The following is a 23,113-nucleotide window of genomic DNA, read 5'->3' on the forward strand; positions in this document are numbered from 1 at the left end:
CAGACGCCGGTATCCGCGTTCACGGCGAAGCTGCCGTAGGCCCCGGTCGCGTCGCCCGAGAAGCTGAGCACCGCGCCGTGGTCGACGTCGCTGGCGCTGACCTGGCCGCTGGCGCTCAGGCTCACATCCTCCTGGACCGCCCCGCTCGCCGTGGTCTGCACCGCGTCCACCACCGGCGCGTCGTTCTGGCCGGTGACGGTGATCGTCACGGTGGCCTGGTCGGTGTCGCCATTGGCGTCGGTGACCTCATAGGTGAACTGGACATCCTGGCTTTCGCCGGCCGCGAGATGCTCGAAGGCGCCGTTCGGATCGAAGCTGAAACTGCCGTCGGGCGCACCCGGCTGTCCGGCGTGGAAATCGAGCAGCCCGGCCTCGGGCCCGTTCACCAGCCGCACCGAATAGGCGAGGTCGGGCACGGAGTCGTTGCCCAGGACCGAGGCAAAGCTCGTCGCGGGCGCGTCCTCGGACAGGCTCGCCTGATCGGCGTTGGCGGTGACCGGATCGTCCTGGGGCGAGAGTTCGGTGCCGTCGACGAAGACCCGTAAATTCTCGATCTGGCTGACGCTCAGGTCGAAGGCGGTGAAGTGGAAGCTGCCATGCGCGTGCGCACCGTGGTCGGCGTGGTCGGCATGATCCTCGCCACCTCCGCGGCCGTGCCCCTCGCCGTGCCCGCTATCGTGGCCCTCGAGGAAGGCCAAGAAGGCGGCGACGTCGGCCTGGACCCTGGGGTCGAACCATTCGGCCTTGGTCAGGTGCAGCGCCAGCGTGTCCGTGCCGCTGCCGCCGCTGTAGCGGTCGTGGGCGCCGACATTGTCGGCGGCGACATAGATGAGCATGTCGTTCCCCGCGCCGCCGTCGACGACATCGTCGCCCGCGCCGCCGGCTAGATTGTCGTTTCCGGTGCCGCCGAACAGGTGATCGCGGCCCGCGCCGCCGTTCAGGGTATCGTCGCCACGGCCGCCGATCAGCAGGTCGTTGCCGTCGCCACCGTCGAGCACATCGTTGTCCGAGCCCAGGTCATGGCCGCGGAAGCCGTGCCCGAAGAGCTGCGGCCCGTCTTCGCCCAGCCCGTCTTCGCCCAGCCCCCCGTCGCTCAGCCCGCCATCGCCGATCAGGATGTCGTTGCCCGCGCCGCCCGAGAGGACATCCGCCCCGGTCCCGCCGACGAGGAGGTCATTGCCGTCGCCGCCGTCGATCGTGTCGTTGCCCGCATCGCCGAAGAGCCGGTCGTCGCCGCCCTGGCCCTGGATAGCGTCGTCGCCACCACGCCCATGGATCGTATCGCGGTGCGCACTGCCGATCAGCAGATCGTCACCCTCGGTCGCAGGATCGACATCGTGGCTGCCCCACCTACTGCTGTGGAAATCGTTACGCGACATGGCATCTCCCTTGGGGGCCGCGGCTCCCGCGCGCCCCCTGACGTCGTTTCCCAAAGACGCGAAAGAACCGGCAGCCCCTCCGGCGCTCCGCTCGCACGTCAGGACAATAGGGACATCGGAGATGCGTTATAAATACCACGAACATGGTATTCTTCCGGCTCCGCGCCCGCGCGTTGAGTGGGCCATGCGAACGGGGGGACGGGGGACGGGGGCGGGCGAAACGGGCGCGATGACGACGCTCTCGAACAGGATGGCGATGGGGAAATCGCTGGCCGAGCTGACGGTATTCTCCGCCCTCATCGACTTGCTGTTGCTGGTCACGCCGATCCATCTGCTTCAGGTCTACGACCGGATCATCCCCTTGGGCAGCATCGAGTCGCTGGTCTATGTTACACGCTGATCGCGTCGCCCACGACGTGCTGGCCCGCACCATCGTGCGCGCGCCCGTGGATGGGATCGTCGTCCACGCGATGCTCAACTCCCCCGGCAGCGTCGTGGGCCCGGGCGAAGCGGTGATGGAAATCCTGCCGACCTCGAAGGATCTGAAACCGCCGCCAGAGACTAGCCGCGATCAGATCTGTCCAGGCATGCGCGGTGCGCAGCTTCATAGCCACGGGACAGCGCAGCTTCGCCGATTATCTGCTGCGGCCGGTGCTCGCCTCGATGGAAATGGCCTTCCGCCAGCGCTCGGCGCGGGCTTCGGCGGCTGTGCCCCTCCTGGGGGTGGTGCAGGAACTCGAGGAAGGTCTGCGCAGCGATTATCAGCGGCATCCGGCGCATGGGCACTGTCAGGAGAACTTGGCTTGAGTGGAATCGAGGGCGCCGCAGGGCACTGTCGAAGGAACGTGGCTTGTGGCGGGCCAGGGGGCTGGGTAGCCTCCGACCATGGTCCGGCGCTTCTGACCTGATGCTGCGGACGGCCCCTGCACCGGCGCAATGTGCGATGATTTGGCCGTTGAGCCAGGTCTAGGGAGCTACCCATGCATCAGGATATTGCCGTTGTCGGCCTCGATCTCGCGACGCGCATATGTCGGGTTCACGCTGTCAGCGCGGAGGGGCAAGTCGCGATCCGCCGAAAGTTGCGGCGCGCAGAATTGCTCGATTTCTTTGCGGCGTTGCCGCGGTGCCTTGTCGGCATGGAAGCCTGCGCTTCGGCCCTCCATTGGGCGCGAGAGCTGCAGGATTTGGGGCACGAGGTTCGGTTGATGCCGCCAGCCTACGTCAAACCCTGTGTGAAGCGTGGGAAGGCCGATGGTGAGGAGGACCGTGGCTGCAGTGCAGCCGCGTAAGCCGACGAACGACGCGGAAGCGATCTGCGAGGCGGTCGCACGCCCGACGATGCGGTTCGTCGCGGTCAAGAGCCGGAATCAGCAGGGCGTGCTCATGCTGCACAAGACGCGGGACCTTCTCGTCCGGGAACGAATAGCCCCGATCAACACGCTGCGCGCCCATCTTGTCGAATACGGGATCGTCACGGCTACCGGGCCCGGTGGCGTGAAGGCCCTCACCAAGTTGCTGCACGAAGAGCAGGACGAGTTGCCTGCACATGCCCGAACCGCATTGTTCTCGGCCATCACCCAACTCGGGGCCCTCGAACGGCAGATTGATCGCCTGGAAGAGGAAATCCTCGCCTGCCACCGTGCCGACGAGACGAGCCGTCGTCTGGCAACGATACCCGGGATCGGGCCGATTACCGCCTCCGCAATCGCTGCCGCGGTTCCCGATCCGGGCCAGTTCCGGTCTGGGCGACAGTTCGCGGCCTGGCTCGGCCTGACACCGCGCCCGCACAGTTCGGGTGGAAAGGAACGACTGGGCGGCATCACCAAGCAGGGAGATGCCCCCACATGCGCATCGCTTCGGCAAGGCGATTCATCGACAGAACGCTCAGCGGTCCCTGTCGAGGTTCCCTGTCGAGGTTCCCTGTCGCGCCCAGGTTAGCCAATGGTGGCGGAGGCGCGGCGGGCGCCAGCCGCGGCCGAGCTGTCGGCGGCCGAACTGTCGGGGGGGCTGCGCCAGCGGGCCGGGAGCGCGATCGGGATCGGCCCGGCGGCCTGCGGCTCAGGCCGGCGCGGTGCCGGGCTGCGCCGCGCGGTGGGCGATGGCGGCGATCCAGACCATCACCAGCAGGAAGGCCGGCCCGGCCAGGGTCGGCGTATTGAGTTCTCCCAGCGTGATCATCTTGATATCCGTCACCGCGGCCTGCCCGAGCAGGCTGGAGAACCCGGTGCCGGCGGCGATCCAGTAGAGGCCGGTGATGGCGACGAGCTCGCCGATCCGGGCCCGGGCGACAAGGGTGGGCAGCAGCAGCGCGATGCCGATGCCGGCGATCGGCAGGTCGTAGTCGTAGTTGTAGGGGCTGATCGCCAGCGTCGCGACGGTCGCGATGCCCAGGGTGACGTGGAACGGGTGGCCGGCAAGGTGGCTGCGCAGGATCAGCCCGCAGGCCAGCAGCGCCGCCGCGATCTGGGCCGGCAGCGCCAGCGATGTCGGCAGGCCGAAGCTGAGCAGCGAGGCATAGACCGAGGTCATGCGCAGCATCGGGTAATATCCCAGCGCCATGTTCTCGGAAACGGCGCGGGCGCCCTCGAGGAAGGCGGGCCAGATGCCGGTGCCGAAGACCAGCGTCGCCGCGGCGAGGCTGACCAGCGTGGTGGCGACGGCGGCGCCCAGCACGTCCCAGCGCCGCTTGAGCAACACGAACAGGGCCAGGCCGAGGGCCAGGTGCGGCTTGATCGCCATCAGGCCCAGCGGGATGCCGGCGATGGCCCGGCCGCGCTGCATGCCGAGCACGAACAGGCCGACCAGGGCCCCGGTCAGGAAGCCGTTCTGGCCGCAGGTGATCTCGATCAGGATGCTGGGAAAGATGAACAGGAAGACCAGGGCAAGGTTCTTGCCGGCAACCGTGCGCAGCACGGCGAGGTAGCCCAGATAGGTGCTCAGGGTGAAGACCACATAGGCCGGGATCAGCGGCAGCAGCGACAACAGCGCGGTGACGAAGTTGAACTGCGGCGGGTAGGACCAGGGAATGAAGATGCCCGGAACGCCGGCCAGTTTGGCCTCGACCTGCGACAGGTGCGCGACCGAGTAGGCCTTGTCGAGAGTGCCGAGCCAGAACATCTTGCCGACCAGGTGGAAGACACCGAAGTCGATGACCAGGCCGCTCTTCCAGCCGGTCAGGTAGAGCGCCATGTGGTAGATCAGGAAGAACGACAGGAAGCCCAGCGACAGGAAGAGGGAATGGGTGACGCGGTGGCTCTGCAGCGCGTCGAGGCGGGCGGTCTGGGGCATGGCTTGGGTCCGGTGTGAAGGCTGCGCCTGCGATGGCGCGGGACGGGGCGACGACGCGGGGCGGGGGGCCGAAAGCGGGGCGAGGCGGAACATGACGGTCTCCCTTACCCGACGCTGGCGACGATGGCGCAGGCGGCCATGACGAGAAGGCTGAGCTGGCTGGCCGGGTCGCGCGCGGCGAAGACGATCGGGTCGTCATCCATCTCGCCGCGATGCGAGATCAGGATCATCCGGCTGATCCAGTAGAGCAGGACGAGGCAGATCCCCCACAGCGCCTGCGGCAGGTGGTAGAGCACCAGCACGTCCGGCGACATCATGTAGAGCGTCATGATGACGATCGAGACATAGCCCGAGGCCAGTGCCATGGCGGTGACCAGCGGTAGGTCCGAGGCGCGGTAGCCGCGGCCGGCGATCTGTTCGCTGCCGGCGGCGCTGTTGGCGACCAGCTCGGATTGCCGCTTCACCAGCGCCAGCGACAGGAAGAAGAAGACCGAGAAGGCCAGCAGCCAGACCGAGGGCAGGATGGCGGTGGCGGTGCCGCCGGCGACGATCCGCAGCGTGTAGAGGCAGGCCAGGGCACAGACATCGATCATCGCCTGCCGCTTGAGCCGCAGCGAGTAGAGCATGGTCAGGGCGAAATAGACCACCAGCAGGCCGACGGTCTGCGCCCCTAGGGGCAGGGCGAACAGCAGTCCCGCCGCCAGCAGGCCGGGCGCCATCACCGTCCCGTGCGAGATCGGCAGCGCGCCGCTGGCGAAGGGCCGGTTGCGCTTGCGCGGATGGGCGCGGTCGGCGGCGAGGTCGAGCAGGTCGTTGAAGACATAGCCGGCCGAGGCGATCAGCGAGAAGGCGACGAAGGCCAGCAGCGTCGGCGCCAGGTGCTCCCAGCTCAGGGCATGGGCGGCGAGCAGGGGGACGAAGACCAGCAGGTTCTTGACCCATTGATGCGGCCGCAGCGCCTTGAGGTAGGTCTGCGGCGCCGGACCCTGGGCCGCGATCTGTTCGAAGCGGCGGCCGAGGCCGCGCAGCTTGGCGACCAGCGCCGCCGAATGGCTGACGACGATCGCCAGCGAGGCGCGTTCCCAGACCGGCAGGTCGGCCTCGGCATCGCCGATATAGGCAAAGCCGTCCGGGCCGTAACGCTCCTCGAGAAACCGGGCCTTGGTCTCGCCCTTCAGGTTGGTCGCGGCGCTCGAGCCGTGGACCTCGTCGAACAGGTCGAGATGGGCGGCGATGGCCTCGGCGATGCCATGGTTGGCGGCGGTGACCAAGGCGCAGCGCCCGCCCCGGGCCCGCCATTGTGCGATGTAATCCAGCACCTCGCGGTTGTAGGGCAGGGCGGGGACGTCGACCGGGCCGAGCTCGGCCAGCCGGGTCTTGAGCACCGCGCGGCCCTTGAGCAGGCTGGCCACGGAATGCAGCGGCGTCGCCCAGTTGCGCGCGAGCGCCGCCCAGAAGCTCTCGAACAACATGTCCGAGCGGACCAGCGTCCCGTCGAGATCGACGACAAGCGTTCCTTGGTTCATGCGAAGCCCCCATCGCTGCCAATTCATGGGGAAATATCCGCAGCGAATATGGCGAGATGTGGATGGCGGCGCGGCAATTCGTGGAAACAGCGGCGCGCGGGGGGCGGATGTCAGGACGGTGCCAGCAGCGCGCCGCCGGCGGCGGTGAGGGCCAGCACCGCCGGCAGCGGCCATTTCCGCCACAGCAGCAGCGCCGCCAGCCCGGCCAGCGCGACGGCCTCGGGGCGCAGGCTGGCCGGATCGGGGGCAAGCAGTTCGACCGGGCCGAGCCGCGCCGTGCCGACCCGGGCGAAGAAGACATGGGCCGCGAACCACAGCGACAGGTTGAGGATCACCCCGACCACCGCCGCCGTGATCGCCGCCAGGGCGGCGGCGGGGCGCGGCCGGGCGGTCAGGCGCTCGACATGCGGTGCGCCGGCGAAGATGAACAGGAAACAGGGCGCGAAGATCATCCACAGCGTCACCAGCGCCCCGGCCAGCCCGGTCAAGGCCCCGCCGGCTCGGTGCCCGGCAAGGTAGCCGACGAATTCGGTGACCAGGATCAGCGGCCCCGGCGTCGTCTCGGCCAGCCCCAGCCCGTCGAGCATCTGGGCTGGGCTCAGCCAGTGCAGGTCGGCGACCACGGTCTGCGCCATCCAGGCCAGCGCCGCATAGGCGCCGCCGAAGCTGAGCACCGCGAGGCGGGCGAAGAACAGCCCGATCTGCGTGGCGATGCCGGCATCGGCCAGCCAGAGCGCGGCCAGCGGCGCCAGCCACAGCACCAGCCACAGCGCCAGCACCCGCGCCGTGCCGCCGCGCCGGGGCGGGGGCGGCAGCATCGCCGGCGCGACCGCCCGGCTGCGCAACGCGCCCCAGAGCGCGGCCAGCGCGATCAGGAGCGGGAAGGGCAGGCTGAGGGCGAAGATGGCGACGAAGGACAGCGCCGCGGTGATCCGGGCGGCGCCATCGGGCAGGGCGCGGCGGCCGAGCCGCACCAGCGCCTCGATCACCACCACGACGACGGTTGCCTTGATGCCGAGGAACAGCGCCCGGGTCAGCGGCAGCGCGCCCCAGGCGGCATAGGCGGCGGCCAGCACCAGTACCACCGCGGCGCCGGGCAGCACGAACAGGCCGCCGGCGATCAGCCCGCCCGGCGTGCCGCGCAGCCGCCAGCCGGCATAGGTCGCCAGCTGCATCGCCTCGGGCCCCGGCAGCAACATGCAGAAGGACAGCGCCTTGAGATAGCTCCGCTCGTCGAGCCAGCGCCGGCGCTCGACCAGTTCGCGATGCATCAGCGCGATCTGGGCGGCGGGACCGCCGAAGGAGATCAGCCCGATCCGGCCGAAGACGCGCGCCAGCGTGGCGAGGGAGGGGGGCTCGCTGTTCATGAAGGTCCATCCTGACGGGGGTTTGTAACGGAATCATTCGCCTCGGCAGGAGGTTGGCCGGCAAAGCTCATGTCAGCCCAGCGGCTTGGTCAGCTCGCGCTGCAGCTTCAGGCGGATGGCGCGGGGATAGTCGTTGTGATCGCGGGCGGTGATGACGAACCCCTTGGGAGTGATCACGTAGCGTTTGTAGAAGGTGGTGATGGTGACGCCCAGGCTCTCGATCGCCAGGCCGTTGACGATCACCCCCTGGGCGGCGGCCGCGCGATGGGCGAACAGGGTGCTGCTGCCGGCATTCTCGATCCCGTCGCCCGAGACGTCGATGACATGGCGGCGGCAGTCGGGCACCTGTGCGAACTGGGCCGCCGAGAAGGCGATGGCGTCGCCGATCGCGGTGTCCGAGGCGGCGAAGGCACGGGGCAGGGCGCGGGCGGCGGCGGCAAAGCGGGCGACGGTGCCGCCATCGGTCATCCGGGTCCAGGGCAGCACCAGCGCCTGCTGGCCGACGCCCGACCATTGCACCACCGCCAGCGCGTCCTGGCCGCCGACCAGCGCCTCGACCACCAGCGGGTCGGCCAGGGCATCGGCCAGCCCGTCGGTCTGCAGCCGGTATTCGCCTTCGTCGATCGAGCCCGAGACGTCGATGGCGAGCAGCAGCGCCGTTTCGCAGCCGCGCGCGGGCAGGGGCGACGACAGCGCGCCGAGCAGCGCGCCGCAGACTGGTCCGAAGAAGGCCGACAGCCGAAACCCCATCGGCGAATGGTGACAGGGCGGGCGGATTTGGCAAGCCCGCAGGGGCCGGTTCAGGGCGACTTTCGCTCCAGGCGCCGGATCCAGCCGCGATGGCCGCCCACGAGCACGTAGTCGTGGTCGATGACGAAGCCGTAGCGGTCGACGGTGAAGGTGCCGTATTCGGTCCGCGTCGCTTCGGACACCCGGTTGCGGAACAGCTGGTAGCTCCAGCGGTCGCCCTTCCGTGAGGCGATGCTGATCATGCTGTCGCGGCGGCCGTCCTCGTGGATGACGATGAACTTGCAGCGCCCCAGCGTCAGCGAGCAATCGTTGGGCAGGTAGCGATCCGAGATCCCGGCTCCCTCGGCGCGCGTCAGCTGGCCGTCGCGCGTCACCCACCAGGTCATGGCCAGGGGATGGCCGCGGGAGCCGTCGCGCCGGAAGCTGATCTTGTAGCCCTTGTCGCCATCGCGCCCGAGGAAGTGCTCGGTCGTGTTGCCGTTCTCGGCCTGCCAGCGAATGACGGTGCCGACGGGCAGTTTCGAGACATCGAACCGCTCTCCGGCCTGCGATCCGGCCGCGCCGGCGGGCCTCCCCGTCCAGGACAGACCGGAGGCGATCAGGCCAATTGCGACAAATGCTGCGAAAGCCCCCCGGGCGTGGCGCATCACGAACCTCTCAACCATCTCGTCAAACCGGATTTTCGGCGACGCTAGAGGCTATGATATGCAAATACAACCATATGTTGAAACATTTATGTGAGGTGCAGGTTTCTGTTGCCAGGTACCTGCGGACCCCGCCTTACGCGGCTAGGCGCAAGGGCTTAAGGTTCGGTTACCCGAGCTGCTTACGCAGCCAGGGCCACCGGAGCACGGTTGTCGTTGGCAACTGTACTTTGCGCACCGATAACGGTGGTAGCTCACCGGGACAAAGCAAACCCCTTTAGACGTTCGTCGATCCTGTTTCGGCCCCATTCGCCCCCAACGAGGGATGATTTGGTGGAGCCGCCGGGTACCGCCCCCGGGTCCGATCCGCTTATTACGAGCGCGTTTATGTCCATAGTCCCGGTTGCCCGGAACAGGCTCAATATAGGGATCGGGCGGGGCGTCCGCAATGGGGGGGAGAGGCCGAGAGGGCCGTGGGTCTGCGACCCGGACGAAAGGGGGGGCAGCCGCCGGGCCGCGCCCTCCCTCCCGCGGGGAAAGGCGCGGCCGCTTGTTTCCTGGACCCCGCGCAGCGGGCTTTGCATCGCCGTCGCCCGTGAGCCGGGGAACCGGCCAAGTGACCCAGCGTCACATTTCGAGGGATCTGGTCAGCCGGCAAATCTTTGGGGCAGGATGCCGGCACTCCCGCGAGGCCGGGAGGCAACGGGGCATATGGCGATGAAAACCCGCGCGATCATGGGGATGGAGGGTGGAGCTGAGGTGCGCAGCGGCGTCCGGCCGGGGCCCGGGCTGCGCCGCGCCCTGTGGGGCGGGTTCTTCGCGCTGGTCCTGGCCGCCTGGGCGATTCTCTGGCTGATGGCGCAGCAGCAGGCCGGCGGGCCGGGTGCCGTCGCGCCGGGCTTCTGGACCGCGCTTTGCGGCGGCGGGGCGGCCTCGGCCGCGCCGCTGGCCGTGACCCTGATGTGGGCGGTGATGGCGGCGGCGATGATGGCGCCGACCGCGGCGCCGTCCCTGCGCACCTATCTCGATCTCGGCCATGCCGGCGCCGGCGGCGCGGCGGGGTTCGTCGCGCTGTTGGCCGGCTACCTGGCGGTCTGGGCTGTCGCCTCGCTCGGTTTCGGTTCCGCCCAGCTGGCGCTGGCCCGCGCCGGACTGCTGACCCCGGCCGGGCAGAGCACCAGCCTCGGTCTCTCGGCCGCGCTCTGCGCCGTTGCCGGGGCCTACCAGTTCTCGCGCCTGAAGGAGGCCTGCCTGAGCCAGTGTCGCGCGCCGCTGACCTTCTTCCTGCAGCACTGGCGGCCGGGGCCGTCCGGCGCGCTGGAAATGGGGCTGCGGCTGGGCGCGGTCTGCCTGGGCTGCTGCTGGGCGCTGATGGGGCTCGCCTTCGTCGGCGGCATGGCCAACCTGTGGTGGATGGGGCTGGCGACCCTGCTGATGGTTTTCGAGAAGCTGCCCGATCTGGGCCGGCCGCTCACCCGCCCGCTGGGCGTGGTGCTGCTGGCGGCGGCGGCGGCATTGGGAGGAATGGCGCTGGCATCCTGACCGGCGCGGGAGGAGGAAGAAGATGACGACCGAAACGATGAGCCGACCGGCCCCGGCCGCCCTGACCGAATGGGCGATCAGGGGCGAATTGATCCTGAACTGCAACTGCACCGTGTTCTGCCCCTGCGTGGTCTCGCTGGGCAACCACCCGCCGACCGAGGGCTATTGCCAGGCCTGGGCCGGGGTGCGGATCGACAGCGGCCATTACGGCGACGAGGACCTCTCGGGGCTGAATGTCGGGCTGCTGCTGGAGATCCCCGGCCTGATGGCGCGCGGCGGCTGGAAGGCGGCGGCCTATATCGACGAACGGGCCAGCGACGCCGCCTATGACGGGCTGGTGGCGATCTTCTCGGGCGCGGCCAAGGGCACGACCGGGCTGTTCTCGGTGCTGGTGGCCGAGTTCCTCGGCGCCGAGCGCGCGCCGGTCGTCTTCGAGACCGAGGGCAAGGCGCGCCGGCTGATGGTGGGCAAGAAGATCCAGGGCGAGGTGGTGCCGGTGCAGGGCAAGGAACCCGACAGCGAGATCGTCGTCACCAACACGGAATACTGGATGGGCCCCGACATCACCGTCGCCACCGCCACCAAGGGCCGGGTGCGCGCCTTCGGCCGGGTCTGGGATTTCGACGGCCGCTCGGCCGAGATCTGCCAGATCGACTGGAAGGGCCCGGGCCGCTAGCACGCCCTGCAAGGAGGGTGTGTCGCCGCCCCGTCCTTTGTGCCACAGTGCGGCGGAGTCGCGCCTGCCGGTGGCGCGCTCCGGGGCCGCGCCCCGGCAATGACACGAGACCGCCGCGCAGCCTCCGGGCCGGCGCGGCGCAACAGGAGATGACATGGATCTGACCAAGCTGCTCGACGGAGCCCTATCCGACCACGCCTTCCGGCTGCTCAACGCCTGGGAGTCGGGCACGCCCGAGCTGCGCGGCGCGGTGAGCGAGGATTTCGCCCGCGCCGAGGACATGATCCGCAGGATGGCGAAGACCGAGCTGCCGCTGTCCAAGCTGGTGCTGGGCGGCAAGGAGGTCGCCGCCTCGGCCCACGGCATCCTGGGCCAAGCGATCGAGGGGCTGAACGACGCGGTGCGCGAGGCCGCGGCCAAGCAGGACGCGTCCTCGGCGCAGGTGCTGCTGCTGCGCCGCGACGCCTTCGCCTTCCTTGCCCATCTCGCCGGGCTCACCTCCGGGGCCGAGCCCGATATCGTGAACGACATCTACCGCAAAACCGCCGCCGACATCCTCGCCCGCTTCGACGCGCGCGAGGGGGCCGGGGCCGCTACGAAGGAGAGCTGACGATGTTCAAGGCGCTGCTGGTCGAGAAGGACGACGAGGGTAAGACCCATGCGGCGGTGCAGGAGTTGTCCGAGGACAGCCTGCCCGAGGCCGAGGTCACCGTCGCCGTCGAATACTCGACGGTGAACTACAAGGACGGGCTCTGCGTCGGGCCGGGCGGCGGGCTGGTGCGGCGCTACCCGCATGTGCCGGGGATCGATTTCGCCGGCACCGTCGAGGCCAGCGACGACCCGCGCTACAAGCCGGGCGACAAGGTGGTGCTGACCGGCTGGCGCGTCGGCGAGGCGCATTGGGGCGGCTATGCCCAGAAGGCGCGGGTCCGGGCCGACTGGCTGGTGCCGCTGCCGGCCGGGTTGACGGCGCGGCAGGCGATGGCGGTCGGCACCGCCGGCTTCACCGCGATGCTGTCGGTGATGGCGCTCGAGGATCACGGGCTGCGGCCCGAGAAGGGCGAGGTGCTGGTCACCGGCGCCGCCGGCGGCGTCGGCTCGGTCGCCACCGCGATCCTGGCGAACCTGGGCTACCAGGTCGCCGCCGTCACCGGCCGTCCGGAACAGGCCGATTACCTGAAAGGGCTGGGCGCGCAGGAGATCGTGGCGCGCGACGAGTTCGCCGAGGTCACCCGCAAGCCGCTGGAGAGCGAGCGCTGGGCCGGCTGCGTCGACGCCGTCGCCGGCGTGATGCTGGGCCGGGTGCTCAAGCAGATGAAATACGGCTGCTCGGTGGCCGCCGTCGGCCTTGCCGGCGGGGCGGCGATCGAGGGCGCGCTGATCACCCCCTTCATCCTGCGCGGCGTCAACCTCTTGGGCATCGACAGCGTGATGCAGCCCTATGACAACCGCGTCCGCGCCTGGGAGCGGATCGCCCGCGACCTGCCGATGGACAAGCTGGAGGCGATGATCCAGCCGGCCACGCTGGCCGACCTGCCCGATCTCGGCAAGGCGATCCTGAAAGGCCAGGTCAAGGGCCGCGTCGTCGTCGACGTCAACGCCTGACGGTCCCGCTCATCGGTCCGGGCGTCCCTCTTCGCGAGGAGGGTGCCGCGCGGCCGGTGAGCGCCCCGATCCCTTGCCGCATCCCCGCATGTGAGAGACAGAATGCAGCTCGATATCGATTACACCCGGGCCCAGTTCCCGGCCTTTTCCGAACCCTCGCTTCAGGGCCAGGCCCTGTTCGAAAACGCTGGCGGCTCCTATACTTGCGCGCCGGTGCTCAAGCGCCTGTTCCGCTTCTACCACGCGCGCAAGGTGCAGCCCTACGCCCCCTTCGCCGCCTCCCAGCTGGGCGGGGCCGAGATGGACGAGGCGCGCGCCAGGCTGGCCGCGCTCCTCGGTGTCGAGAGCGACGAGCTGTCCTTCGGCCCCTCGACCAGCGCCAACACCTATGTCCTCGCCCAGGCCTTCCGCCAGTACCTGCCCGAGGGCGCGGCGATCGTCGTCACCAACCAGGACCACGAGGCGAATACCGGGGTCTGGCGCAAGCTGGCCGAGGAGGGCATCGAGATCCGCGAATGGCGGATGGACCCGGAGACCGGCCATCTCGATCCGTCCGACCTCTCCGACCTGCTCGGCGACGGCAAGGTCAGGCTGGTCTGCTTCCCGCATTGCTCGAACGTGGTCGGCGAGATCAACCCGGTGGCCGAGATCGTCGCGCTGGCCCATGACGCCGGCGCCTATGCCTGTGTCGACGGCGTTTCCTACGCACCGCACGGGCTGCCGGATGTCGGTGCGCTGGGGGCCGACATCTACCTGTTCTCGGCCTACAAGACCTACGGCCCGCACCAGGGCCTGATGGTGATCCGCCGGGCGCTGGGCGCGGCGCTGCCCAACCAGGCGCATTACTTCAACGCCGACACGCTCTACAAGCGTTTCACCCCGGCCGGGCCGGACCATGCCCAGGTCGCCGCCTGTGCCGGCATGGCGGATTACATCGACGCCCAATACGCCCATCACGGCGGCACCGGCGACGATCCCGTCGCCCGCGGTGCCTTCGTCCACGACCTGATGCGCGGCCACGAGGTCCGGCTGCTGCAACCGCTGCTCGACTACCTCGCGGCGCGCAACGATGTCCGGCTGCTGGGTCCGCGCCGGGCCGAGAACCGGGCGCCGACCGTGGCGGTGGCGGCGCAGCGGCCGGGCGAGGCGCTGGCGGCCGATCTGGCCCCGCACGGGATCATGGCCGGTGGCGGCGATTTCTATGCCGTGCGGCCGCTGGAGGGCATGGGGATTGATCCGGCGCATGGCGTGCTGCGTCTTTCCTTCGTGCACTACACCAGCGCCGAGGAGGTCGAGAAGCTGATCGCGGCGCTGGACCGGGTTCTGTAAGCGGCGGCGGGTCCCGCCGGGAAGGTGGGCATGACCGAGACGACCCCGATCCTCTGCTGGCTGCGGCGCGACCTGCGCCGCGCCGATCACCCGATGCTGGCGGCGGCCGCGGCGACCGGCCGGCCGGTGATCCCGGTCTTCCTCTGCGACGAATGCGTCGAGACATTGGGCGCGGCGCCGAAATGGCGGCTGGGCGAAGCTGTCGGCGCCTTCGGGGAGGTTCTGGAGGGCATCGGCAGCGGGCTGGTGCTGCGCCGGGGCCGGGCGCTGGAGCAGCTGCAGCGGCTGATCGAGGAGACCGGGGCCGGGGCGGTCTGGTGGTCGCGGCTCTACGATCCGGCGGCCCAGGCGCGCGACACCGGGGTCAAGGCGGCGCTCAGGGCACAGGGTATCGACGCGCGCAGCTTCCCCGGCCACCTGCTGCACGAGCCGTGGACGGTAAGGACCGGGCAGGGCGGCTACTACAAGGTCTACACGCCCTATTGGAAGGCGGTGCGCGGTCGCCCGGTCGAGGCGCCGCTGTCCCGGGTGACGGCGTTGCGCCCGCCTGCGGCCTGGCCGCCAAGCGACAACCTGGCCGACTGGGCGCTCGGCGCGGCGATGCGGCGCGGGGCGGCCGTGGTGGCACGCCACGCGGCGGTGGGCGAGGCGGCGGCCGAGGACCGGCTGGCGGAGTTCCTCGACCGCCGGATCTCCGGCTACCGCGCCGGCCGCGACCTGCCCGCCGGCAACGCCACCTCGCGCCTGTCCGAGAACCTGGTCCTGGGCGAGATCGGTCCGCGCCGGATCTGGCACGCCGCCCGGCGGCTGTGGGAGGACGGCATCGGCGGCGCCGAGACCTTCCTCAAGGAACTGGTCTGGCGCGAATTCGCCTATCACCTGCTGCACCATTTTCCCGAACTCGGGACGGCCAACTGGCGCCCGGAATGGGACGGTTTCCCATGGCGCGGCGACAATGACGATGCCGAACGCTGGCGCCGGGGGATGACCGGCGAACCCTTCGTCGATGCGGCGCTGCGCGAGATGTACGTGACGGGCACGATGCACAACCGGGCGCGGATGGTCGCCGCCTCCTACCTGACCAAGCACCTGCTGACCGACTGGCGGGTCGGCCGGGAATGGTTCGAGGACTGCCTGATCGACTGGGACCCGGCCTCGAACGCGATGGGCTGGCAATGGGTGGCCGGCTGCGGCCCCGACGCGGCGCCCTATTTCCGCATCTTCAACCCGGCCGGGCAGGCGGAAAAGTTCGACCCCGACGGCGCCTATCGCCGCCGCTTCGTCGCCGAACTGTCGGACCGGCCGGGCGCGGAGGCGCTGGCCTTTTTCGATGCCGTGCCGGGTCGCTGGGGGCTGCGCCCCGACACGCCCTATCCGGCACCGCTGGTCGACCTGGCCGCGGGCCGGGCCCGGGCTCTGGCAGCCTACCAGGGCTTCAAGGGGTAGGGCGATCCGGGGCGCTGGCGGTTGTCCGCAAGGCGGGCGTTGCGGGACCCTTGGCAGCGCGCAACGGAAGGCTGCGCCCTCCCTCGGGTGGGCGTCCATACTGCCCGTGGTTTGCGCCTTGTCCCGAAAGCCCCGGACGACTTCCGAGCGGCAAGCGACATCGCCAAGGCGCCCTCCCAAGGGGGAGGGAGGGCGCGGCCCGGCGGGCTACGCCCTTGATTCCGGGCCAAGGCTCTTGTCGTAATTCCACAGAGGGCTCGGAGCCGGCTTCGGGAAAACCCAGCCGGGGCCCGTGCTCTTGTGGACGGCGGGCTTCCGAAGCCGCGAGCGCCACCGGCCCGGGCCGCGCATAGCGGGCCAAGCCGCCACAGCGGCACGGAAAATTCCCGTCCACCCTTGCGCGCCGGGGCCGCGCTGCGGAGACTGGCGCGCACCCCGTTCGAGGACGCCGCCCGAGGACCCCCATGCCCACCGCCGCCAAGCTCATCGCCGCCATCGCCTTCGCCCTCGTGGCCTATTCCGGGGCCGAGGCGTTCAAGCCGGCGATGCCGCCCGACACCCAGTTCGGCTATTTCTCCTATGTCTGTGCCGGCATCGGGCTGCTTTGCGGCTGGCAGTTGATGGGCGACCTTGTCGGCCGCAGCTACCGCTTCGCCATCGCGGCCGGGTTGCGGACCTCGGCCACCATCGTCTTCTTCGCCCTGCTGCTGTTCTCGGCGCGCCAGATGGTGCTGCGCTCGATGAAGATGCGCTATCACGGTCCGGTCGACGCGCTGCAGGCGATGTTCGGCCTGGCGGTCGATTACGGCCGGATGATGCTGACCCCCGACGTGCTGATCGCGCTGCTGGTCGGCGGCGCCTTTGCCGGGCTGCTGACCGAATGGGTCTCGCGCCGCTGGCCGTGAGGTCCCGGCCGGCCATCCGCCATTGATGTCCTCGGCGTTTGCCCGCACAACGGCGGGGATATTCCTCAACGCGCCCGGGACCGATGCACGATTTCTTCTTCTACGGCACCCTGTGCCATCCGCCGCTGCTGGAAACCGTGCTCGGCCGCGCGGTCGAGCTGCATCCCGCCCGGCTGGCCGATCACGCGGTGCACTGGGCGGCGGGCCACAGCTTCCCGATGATCCTGCCGCGGCCCGGCGCCGTGGCCGAGGGGATGCTGGTGCGCGGCATGAGCGACGAGGATGTCGCCCGGCTCGACTTCTACGAGGGCGGGTTCGCCTATCACGCCCATGACGTCGCCGTCGGCACCGATGGCACCACCGTCACCGCCCGGGTGTTCTTTCCCGATCCGGGCCTGCTCGACCCCGGCGCGCCCTGGAGCCTGGCCGACTGGGTGGCGGAATGGGGCGAGATCGTCGTCTCGACGGCGGGCGACTTCATGGCCGCCTATGGCGAGCGCAGCTCCGAGGAACTGCTGGCGCGCTATCCCCAGATGCTGCTGCGCGCCGCCTCGCGGCTGCGGGCGCGGCGGGGCGGCCCGGCCGCCATCCGCCACGCCGCCGGGGCCGAGGATGTCGCCGTGCATGCACGGCACGAGCCCTACGCCCGTTTCTTCGCGGTCGAGGAATACGACCTGCGCCACCGCCGCTTCGACGGCTCGATGGGGGCGCTGGTCAACCGGGCGGTGTTCATCCTCGGCGATGCCGTCACCGTGCTGCCCTACGATCCGCGCCGCGACCGGGTGATGGTGGTCGAGCAGTTCCGCGCCGGTCCCTTCGGCCGCGGCGATGCCCAGCCCTGGCAGCTCGAACCGATCGCCGGCCGGATCGACGCCGGCGAGACGCCGGAGCACGCGGCGCGGCGCGAGGCGCTGGAAGAGGCGGGGCTGGCGCTGGGCGAGATGCGCAAGGTCAGCGAATACTACCCGTCGCCGGGGGCGCTGAACGAATATCTCTATTCCTATGTCGCCCTGACCGACCTGCCGGACGATGCCGCGGGGCTGGGCGGGCTCGAGGACGAGCACGAGGATATCCGCGCCCATGTGCTGGATTTCGACGCGTTGATGGCGCTGGTGGCAAGCGGCGAGGTGGCGAACGGGCCGCTGATCCTGACCGCGCTGTGGCTGCAGCGCGAGCGCGCGGCGCTGCGGGCCGAGGAGTAGCCCGCCGGGGTCAGGGATGGCGGTGCAGGTGGCCGTTGCGCAGCAGGTGGCGCAGCCACAGCCCGAGGCCGACGGTCAGCGCCCCGGCGGCGAGGAAGCCGAGCGCCGAGCCGAGCAGGTCGTTGGCGGCCTCGATATTGCCGGCGAAGACGCGGCCGAGCCCGACATAGACCGCGACCCAGACCGCCTCGCCCGCCGCGCCGGAGGCGGTGAAGCGGTGCCAGCCCATCCGCGCCGCGCCGGCGGCGAAGTTGATCCACGGCCCCAGCGGCGAGAACAGCCAGCGCGACAGGAAGACGCCGATGCTCCCGCGACGCCGCATCAGTGCCTCCGCCTTGGCGATCACCGCGGCCCGGCGCGGGGCGCGGCGCAGCCGGTCGAACAGCGCGCCGCCACCGCTGCGGCCGAGGGCGAAGCCGGTCTGGTCGCCCAGCACCGCCCCGCCATAGGCCGCCATCAGCACCGAACTCAGGCCGAGATCCCCGGTGGCGGTGAAGCCGCCCGCCGTCAGCATCATGAGCGAGGACGGCACCGGCAGGGCGAGGCAGGACAGGAAGGTCGTGGCCGCCAGCAGCCACAGCCCGTATTCGGGCACCAGCGCCAGAAGGGCTTCGGTCATGGCCGCCCTGCCTGCCTGCTGGCCTTCTCGGCCGCCAGCGCGGCCTCGATCCGGGCGATCAGGTCGGTCAGCGGCACGCCCTGGGCATCCGCGATCTGCTCGAGCGTCATCGGATGGCCCTTGGCCTGCAGCGGCCCGGTGACGGCGGTCACGGTCTCGGGCGGCACCTGCCACGAGCGGGCGACGTAGCGCGGCGTCATCCAGCCCTGCGGCACCTGGTTGTGATGCGCCGGATCGGACCAGTAGACCGAGAACACCGCCATGCGGATGGCGAAGAACAGGGTCAGGCCGGCGGCGAGGACGAAGGCGACCAGCGACAGCCGGTGATGCCGCCAGAGCCGCGCCAGGGTGCTCACCGGCTCAACTCCCGGATGCCGCGGGAAAGGCCGTCCAGCGTCATCGGCACCATCCGGTCCTCGAAGATGTCGCGGATCAGCCGGATCGAATGCGACGTGTTCCAGTAGCGTTCCGGCGTCGGGTTGATCCACAGCGTCGACGGCCATTGCTCGATCGCGCGGCCGAGCCAGACATGGCCCGCCTCGGCGTTCCAGTGCTCGTTGGCGCCGCCGGCATGGGTGATCTCGTAGGGCGACATGGTGGCGTCGCCGACGAAGATGCACTTGTAGTCGTGGCCATAGGTGCGCAGCAGCTCGGCGGTCGCGAGCTGGGCATCCCAGCGCCGCCGGTTGTCGCGCCAGACGCCTTCATAGAGGCAGTTGTGGAAGTAGTAATGCTCGAGATGCTTGAACTCGGCCCTTGCGGCGCTGAACAGCTCCTCGACCACCCTGACATAGGGGTCCATCGAGCCGCCGACATCGAGGAACAGCAGCACCTTGACCGCGTTGCGGCGCTCGGGCCGGGTCTGGACGTCGAGATAGCCGTGTTCGGCGGTCTTGCGGATGGTGCCGTCGAGGTCGAGCTCTTCCTCGGCGCCGTCGCGGGCCCATTTGCGCAGCCGCTTCAGCGCCACCTTGATGTTGCGCGTGCCCAGTTCGATCGAGTCGTCGAGGTTCTTGAACTCGCGCTTGTCCCAGACCTTGACCGCGCGCTGGTGGCGGCTTTCCTTCTGGCCGATGCGCACGCCCTCGGGGTTGTAGCCGTAGGCGCCGAAGGGCGAGGTGCCGGCGGTGCCGATCCACTTGTTGCCGCCCTGGTGTCGGCCTTCCTGTTCCCTGAGCCGCTCGCGCAGCGTCTCCATCAGCTTGTCGAAGCCGCCGAGCGCCTCGATCTCGGCCTTCTCCTCGGGCGTCAGGTGCTTCTCGGCCAGCTTTTCGAGCCAGTCCGAGGGCAGCTCCAGCGCCTCGAGCACGGCATCGGTCGAGATCTCCTCGAGGCCCGAGAAGCTGGCGGCGAAGGCGCGGTCGAAGCGGTCGATGTGACGCTCGTCCTTCACCATGGTCATCCGGGCGAGGTAGTAGAAGGCCTCGACGTCATAGGTCGCCAGCCCGGCGCGCATCCCCTCGAGAAAGCCGAGATATTCGCGCAAGCTGACCGGGATGCCGGCGGCGCGCAGGGTCTCGAAGAAGGGGATGAACATCGCGCTCAGACCAGCCTTTCGACGATGATGGTGACGAACAGGCCGAGGATCGCGAACAGGATGCCGTAGCCGGCGGCATATTGCGCGATATCGAGGCCGCTGCCCTTGCGCCGCCGGGCCAGAAACCCGCCGTAGAGCGCCCCCAATACCAGTCCCGCGATCACGATCATGCCTGTCAGCCTCCCTTGGGTCGATGGGCCAGCGCGGCGATCTCGGCCAGCCTCGCGCGGACCTTGAGATCCGCGCCGAAGCCATAGCGCGCCCAGCCCAGACTGTCGAGCCGGGCGGCCCGGGCCTCGGCCGGGCGGCCGAGCGCGTCCAGCGCCGCTGCACGGATCATCAGCAGGGTGGAAAGCAGCGCGGCGTTCTCGGCCCTGCGGGTGGCGGGGATGTCGCGGTCGACCAGCTCGAGTGCATGCGCCGGCTGGCCGGCATTGAGGGCGAAGGCGGCCATCTGCATGTCGATATGGGCAAGGTGAACCGCGGTATTCGGCAGCCGCCGGTAGATCCGCGCCGCCTCGGCGAAGGCGGTGACGGCGGTCTCGGGATCGGAGGCCAGCGACAGCCGACCGAGGGCGAACCAGCTGAAGGCCATGCGGGCGTCGTTCCAGCCGCGCTGGCGGGCGATGTCGACGGCGTGGCGGGCGGCCTCGACCCGCCGGGAGGCGCGGGTGCGCGGCCCCAGCGCGGTCTCGATCGCGTCGATCCAGGCGCGCGGCGTCGGTCCGGGATCGGCATTCGGCGCGACATGCTCGCCGGCCGGGTTGAGCCGGGCCAGGATCGCCGGCAGCCGCGTCGCCGCCTGGATGCGCGTCGTGCCGTTGCCCAGCTCGGGCGCATAGTAGGCGCGCAGCACCAGCATGTCGAAGCCGGTCAGCACGGTGTGGAAGTTGTCGTCATCGAAGATGCTGTCGGTCAGCCGGTAGAGGTCGTCCAGCGGCCCCAGCGCCTGGGCGATTTCCTCGTGCAGGCAGTCGCGCACGTCCTGCGGGCTGGTGTCGGAGGGGATGAAGACGGCCAGCGTCTGCCGCTTCGTCAGCGTCGCCCAGTCCAGCGTGTCGCCGTGGCGGGCGCGGCGGAACTCCTCCCACGAGCGGATCCGTGGCGCGACGAAGCAGGCCGCCTGCGGCACCAGCGCCTGCATCTTGCGACGCGGCAGGAACTGGACGGTGATGTTGGCGGCCTGGCCGGCCCGGGCGCGGTGGATGTCGATCCGCGCCTCCTGCCGCAACCGGTGCAGCAGGGCGTCGAGGTCGGTTGCCGCCGTGGCCGGCGCCGGCCCGGTCATCGCCACCGTCACCGGTCCGTCGAAGCGGGTCATCCAGGGCAGGGGGCGGCCGCTTTCCATCCGGAAGCTGAGATCGAGGAAGTCACGGGCGATGTCGATATTGCTGCGCTGGGGCGGCGTCACCCGCACCGGGCCGAAGCGTTTCATCGGCGGCAGCGGCGCGGTCGACAGCGCCGCGCGCTCGGGCATCTCGACGGCGACGGGCGCGGGGGCGCAGGCGGCCAGCCCGGCCAGCGCCAGCAGCCCGGCCAGGGCGGCGCGCCGGCTCATGACGGCCGGTTGTAGCGGATGAACGGGGTCTTCACGCCGACCCGGTCATAGAGCATCCGCCCGGCATAGTTGAATTCCTGCGTCAGCCAGTAGACCGCCGGCGCCCCGGCCTTGTCGGCCTCCGCGTAGACCGCCTCGATCAGCGCCCGGCCGACGCCGCGGCCGCGCAGCGCCGGGTCGGTATAGAGATCCTGCAGGTAGCAGACATTCTCGACCTTCCAGCAATGGCGGTGGAACAGGTAATGCACCAGCCCGACCGGCTTGTCGTCGACCAGCGCGACGAGGCCGTGGAACTCGGTGTCGTCCCCCGACAGCAGCCGCTTGAAGGTGACGCGATAGACCTCCTCGGTCACCGCAGTCTCGTAGTAATCCAGGTAGCCGGTCCACAGCGCGCGCCAGGCATCCTCGTCGGCGGCATGGAGCGGGCGGATGGTGATCGGGGCGTCGGGCAGGGACATGGCGGACTCCGGTTGCTGCGGCGCTCAGGATAGGCGCCGCCCCTGGGGCTGAAAAGGGGGCACGCGCGGCGTCCTGCGCCGCCGGCGGGCTACTGTCCGGACTTGCGTTTCAGCGCCTTGTTCTGGATCGAGATCCACCACAGCGCGGCGACGCCGAGGAAGAACCAGCCGAGGCTGATGAACAGGCTGGGAAAGAACAGGATGACGAATAGCCGGTCGGAAATATCAAGCATCTCGAAGCCCTCCGGAGCAGCGAAGCGATGGTCTCAGCCTCGTCGCCCGGCGCCCTCGGTGCATTGACCGGGGTCAAGCGCGCCTTTCCGGCTTTCCTCTCAGCGAAAATATCCTCGGGGGTGAATTCGCGCCGCGGCGCGAAGAGGGGGCAGACAGCCCCCTCCCTTGCCGAGTCGCGTCACTTCATCCGCAGCGCGCCGTCGAGGCGGATCACCTCGCCGTTGAGATAGCCGCATTCGACGATGAACTTCGCCAGCGCGGCGTATTCCTCGGGCCGGCCGAGCCGCTTCGGGAAGGTGACGTCGGCGGCCAGCCCGGCCTGCACCTCCTCGCCCAGCCCTTCCAGCATCGGCGTCAGGAAGACGCCCGGGGCGATGGCGCAGATGCGGATGCCCTGGCCGGAAAGGTCACGGGCGATCGGCAGGGTCATCCCGGCGATGCCGGCCTTGGAGGCGGTATAGGCGGCCTGGCCCTTCTGGCCGTCGAAGGCGGCGACCGAGGCGGTGTTGACGATCACCCCGCGCTCGCCGCTCTCGCCCGGTTCGTTGCCGGCCATCTCGGCCGCGGCAAGGCGGAGCACGTTGAACGAGCCGACGAGGTTGATGTCGATCACCTTGCGGAAGCGGTCGAGGTCGTGCGGGCCGTCGCGGCCCACGGTCTTCTCGGCGATGGCGATGCCGGCGCAGTTGACCACCGCGTTGAGCCCGCCCATCGCGGCCTTCGCCGCCTCGATCCCGGCGGCGACGCTGGCCGCGTCGGTGACGTCGGTCGCGACGAAACTGGCGCCGATCTCCTCGGCCAGCGCACCGCCGCGGGCGGCGTCGCGGTCGAAGATCGTGACCGCGGCGCCGGCGGCGCGGAAGGCGCGTGCGGTCGCGGCGCCGAGGCCCGAGGCTCCGCCGGTGACGATGGCCGCTGTCTGGTCGATCTGCATGATGTCCTCCCGGAAATGAACGTGCGTTCATTTATGGCGCCCGCCCCGGGACCTGTCCAGCCCGGATCGGCGCCATCCTGCCAGAAGCGACGCGACGTTCGGCGGGAAGATGCG

24 protein-coding genes, 1 other RNA gene and 1 pseudogene are annotated in these 23,113 nt (G+C 70.0%); 11 read left to right on the forward strand and 15 right to left on the reverse strand.

What is annotated here, in order from left to right; all coding sequences use genetic code 11:
- Positions 1-1,379, reverse strand: a 1,379-nt coding sequence (locus ACFOES_RS13110) for an Ig-like domain-containing protein (protein ID WP_377833749.1), incomplete at its 3' end; no start/stop codon positions are given.
- Between the two features lie 121 nt (positions 1,380-1,500).
- Here ACFOES_RS13110 and ACFOES_RS13115 point away from each other — a divergent pair.
- The 3 genes and pseudogenes from ACFOES_RS13115 to ACFOES_RS13125 all read left to right on the forward strand — a co-directional run.
- The gene (locus ACFOES_RS13115) at positions 1,501-1,779 is read left to right on the forward strand and encodes a hypothetical protein (RefSeq protein ID WP_377833750.1); all 279 of its coding nucleotides are present in this window, start codon (positions 1,501-1,503) and stop codon (positions 1,777-1,779) included.
- Positions 1,780-1,973: 194 nt separating this feature from the next.
- Positions 1,974-2,186, forward strand: a complete 213-nt coding sequence (locus ACFOES_RS13120) for a hypothetical protein (RefSeq protein WP_377833924.1) — start codon at positions 1,974-1,976, stop codon at positions 2,184-2,186.
- Positions 2,187-2,359: 173 nt separating this feature from the next.
- Positions 2,360-3,269 (forward strand): annotated as a pseudogene (locus ACFOES_RS13125) (IS110 family transposase); the annotation flags it as partial.
- Between the two features lie 168 nt (positions 3,270-3,437).
- Here the strand turns inward: ACFOES_RS13125 and ACFOES_RS13130 are convergent.
- The 6 genes from ACFOES_RS13130 to ssrA form a co-directional block, all read right to left on the reverse strand.
- Positions 3,438-4,667 (reverse strand): glycosyltransferase family 87 protein, encoded by a 1,230-nt coding sequence (locus ACFOES_RS13130; protein ID WP_377833751.1) that lies wholly within the window; start codon positions 4,665-4,667, stop codon positions 3,438-3,440.
- A gap of 104 nt (positions 4,668-4,771) precedes the next feature.
- Positions 4,772-6,193 (reverse strand): UbiA family prenyltransferase, encoded by a 1,422-nt coding sequence (locus ACFOES_RS13135; RefSeq protein WP_377833752.1) that lies wholly within the window; start codon positions 6,191-6,193, stop codon positions 4,772-4,774.
- A gap of 110 nt (positions 6,194-6,303) precedes the next feature.
- Complete coding sequence (gene chrA, locus ACFOES_RS13140) at positions 6,304-7,560, reverse strand: chromate efflux transporter (RefSeq protein ID WP_377833753.1); 1,257 nt, start codon at positions 7,558-7,560, stop codon at positions 6,304-6,306.
- Positions 7,561-7,632: 72 nt separating this feature from the next.
- Positions 7,633-8,310 carry a DUF1194 domain-containing protein gene (locus ACFOES_RS13145; protein WP_377833754.1) on the reverse strand — a complete coding sequence of 226 codons (678 nt, stop codon included), beginning with the start codon at positions 8,308-8,310 and terminating at the stop codon, positions 7,633-7,635.
- A gap of 50 nt (positions 8,311-8,360) precedes the next feature.
- The gene (locus ACFOES_RS13150; protein ID WP_377833755.1) at positions 8,361-8,975 is read right to left on the reverse strand and encodes a hypothetical protein; all 615 of its coding nucleotides are present in this window, start codon (positions 8,973-8,975) and stop codon (positions 8,361-8,363) included.
- Between the two features lie 76 nt (positions 8,976-9,051).
- Positions 9,052-9,407: a transfer-messenger RNA gene (ssrA, locus tag ACFOES_RS13155) on the reverse strand.
- A 258-nt stretch (positions 9,408-9,665) separates the two neighbouring features.
- Here ssrA and ACFOES_RS13160 point away from each other — a divergent pair.
- From ACFOES_RS13160 to ACFOES_RS13195, 8 genes are all read left to right on the forward strand, one after another.
- Positions 9,666-10,496 (forward strand): DUF2182 domain-containing protein, encoded by an 831-nt coding sequence (locus ACFOES_RS13160; protein WP_377833756.1) that lies wholly within the window; start codon positions 9,666-9,668, stop codon positions 10,494-10,496.
- A 22-nt stretch (positions 10,497-10,518) separates the two neighbouring features.
- Positions 10,519-11,172 carry a DUF1326 domain-containing protein gene (locus ACFOES_RS13165; RefSeq protein ID WP_377833757.1) on the forward strand — a complete coding sequence of 218 codons (654 nt, stop codon included), beginning with the start codon at positions 10,519-10,521 and terminating at the stop codon, positions 11,170-11,172.
- 154 nt (positions 11,173-11,326) lie between these two features.
- Positions 11,327-11,782, forward strand: coding sequence for a hypothetical protein (locus tag ACFOES_RS13170; RefSeq protein WP_377833758.1), 456 nt, complete (start codon positions 11,327-11,329; stop codon positions 11,780-11,782).
- A 2-nt stretch (positions 11,783-11,784) separates the two neighbouring features.
- Positions 11,785-12,777, forward strand: a complete 993-nt coding sequence (acuI, locus tag ACFOES_RS13175; protein ID WP_377833759.1) for an acryloyl-CoA reductase — start codon at positions 11,785-11,787, stop codon at positions 12,775-12,777.
- 102 nt (positions 12,778-12,879) lie between these two features.
- On the forward strand, positions 12,880-14,106 hold the full coding sequence (locus ACFOES_RS13180) for an aminotransferase class V-fold PLP-dependent enzyme (RefSeq protein ID WP_377833760.1): 1,227 nt from the start codon (positions 12,880-12,882) through the stop codon (positions 14,104-14,106).
- Positions 14,107-14,136: 30 nt separating this feature from the next.
- Positions 14,137-15,552 (forward strand): cryptochrome/photolyase family protein, encoded by a 1,416-nt coding sequence (locus ACFOES_RS13185; RefSeq protein ID WP_377833761.1) that lies wholly within the window; start codon positions 14,137-14,139, stop codon positions 15,550-15,552.
- Positions 15,553-16,016: 464 nt separating this feature from the next.
- Positions 16,017-16,457 (forward strand): TrgA family protein, encoded by a 441-nt coding sequence (locus ACFOES_RS13190; protein ID WP_377833762.1) that lies wholly within the window; start codon positions 16,017-16,019, stop codon positions 16,455-16,457.
- Positions 16,458-16,540: 83 nt separating this feature from the next.
- Positions 16,541-17,659, forward strand: coding sequence for a gamma-glutamylcyclotransferase (locus ACFOES_RS13195; protein ID WP_377833763.1), 1,119 nt, complete (start codon positions 16,541-16,543; stop codon positions 17,657-17,659).
- Between the two features lie 10 nt (positions 17,660-17,669).
- Here ACFOES_RS13195 and ACFOES_RS13200 read toward each other — a convergent pair whose 3' ends face one another.
- The 8 genes from ACFOES_RS13200 to ACFOES_RS13235 all read right to left on the reverse strand — a co-directional run bounded on the left by ACFOES_RS13200 (position 17,670) and on the right by ACFOES_RS13235 (position 22,999).
- On the reverse strand, positions 17,670-18,278 hold the full coding sequence (locus ACFOES_RS13200) for a DedA family protein (protein WP_377833764.1): 609 nt from the start codon (positions 18,276-18,278) through the stop codon (positions 17,670-17,672).
- A complete protein-coding gene (locus ACFOES_RS13205) occupies positions 18,275-18,634 on the reverse strand; it encodes a hypothetical protein (RefSeq protein ID WP_377833765.1) in 360 nt (119 codons plus the stop codon). Before ACFOES_RS13205 ends, ACFOES_RS13200 begins: the two co-directional genes overlap by 4 nt.
- Positions 18,631-19,815: a vWA domain-containing protein gene (locus ACFOES_RS13210; RefSeq protein WP_377833766.1), complete on the reverse strand. Its 1,185-nt coding sequence runs from the start codon at positions 19,813-19,815 to the stop codon at positions 18,631-18,633. Before ACFOES_RS13210 ends, ACFOES_RS13205 begins: the two co-directional genes overlap by 4 nt.
- 5 nt (positions 19,816-19,820) lie before the next feature.
- Positions 19,821-19,985 (reverse strand): apolipoprotein acyltransferase, encoded by a 165-nt coding sequence (locus ACFOES_RS13215; RefSeq protein WP_377833767.1) that lies wholly within the window; start codon positions 19,983-19,985, stop codon positions 19,821-19,823.
- Between the two features lie 5 nt (positions 19,986-19,990).
- Positions 19,991-21,373 carry a DUF2927 domain-containing protein gene (locus ACFOES_RS13220; protein ID WP_377833768.1) on the reverse strand — a complete coding sequence of 461 codons (1,383 nt, stop codon included), beginning with the start codon at positions 21,371-21,373 and terminating at the stop codon, positions 19,991-19,993.
- Positions 21,370-21,831: a GNAT family N-acetyltransferase gene (locus ACFOES_RS13225; protein ID WP_377833769.1), complete on the reverse strand. Its 462-nt coding sequence runs from the start codon at positions 21,829-21,831 to the stop codon at positions 21,370-21,372. Before ACFOES_RS13225 ends, ACFOES_RS13220 begins: the two co-directional genes overlap by 4 nt.
- Positions 21,832-21,920: 89 nt before the next feature.
- Positions 21,921-22,064, reverse strand: coding sequence for a hypothetical protein (locus ACFOES_RS13230; RefSeq protein ID WP_377833770.1), 144 nt, complete (start codon positions 22,062-22,064; stop codon positions 21,921-21,923).
- Between the two features lie 179 nt (positions 22,065-22,243).
- Entirely contained in the window at positions 22,244-22,999 is a 756-nt protein-coding gene (locus ACFOES_RS13235; protein ID WP_377833771.1) for an SDR family NAD(P)-dependent oxidoreductase, read from the reverse strand.
- Positions 23,000-23,113: the final 114 nt, after the last annotated feature.

Origin of the sequence: Acidimangrovimonas pyrenivorans (assembly GCF_042643245.1) — a bacterium.
Lineage (GTDB): Bacteria > Pseudomonadota > Alphaproteobacteria > Rhodobacterales > Rhodobacteraceae > Acidimangrovimonas > Acidimangrovimonas pyrenivorans.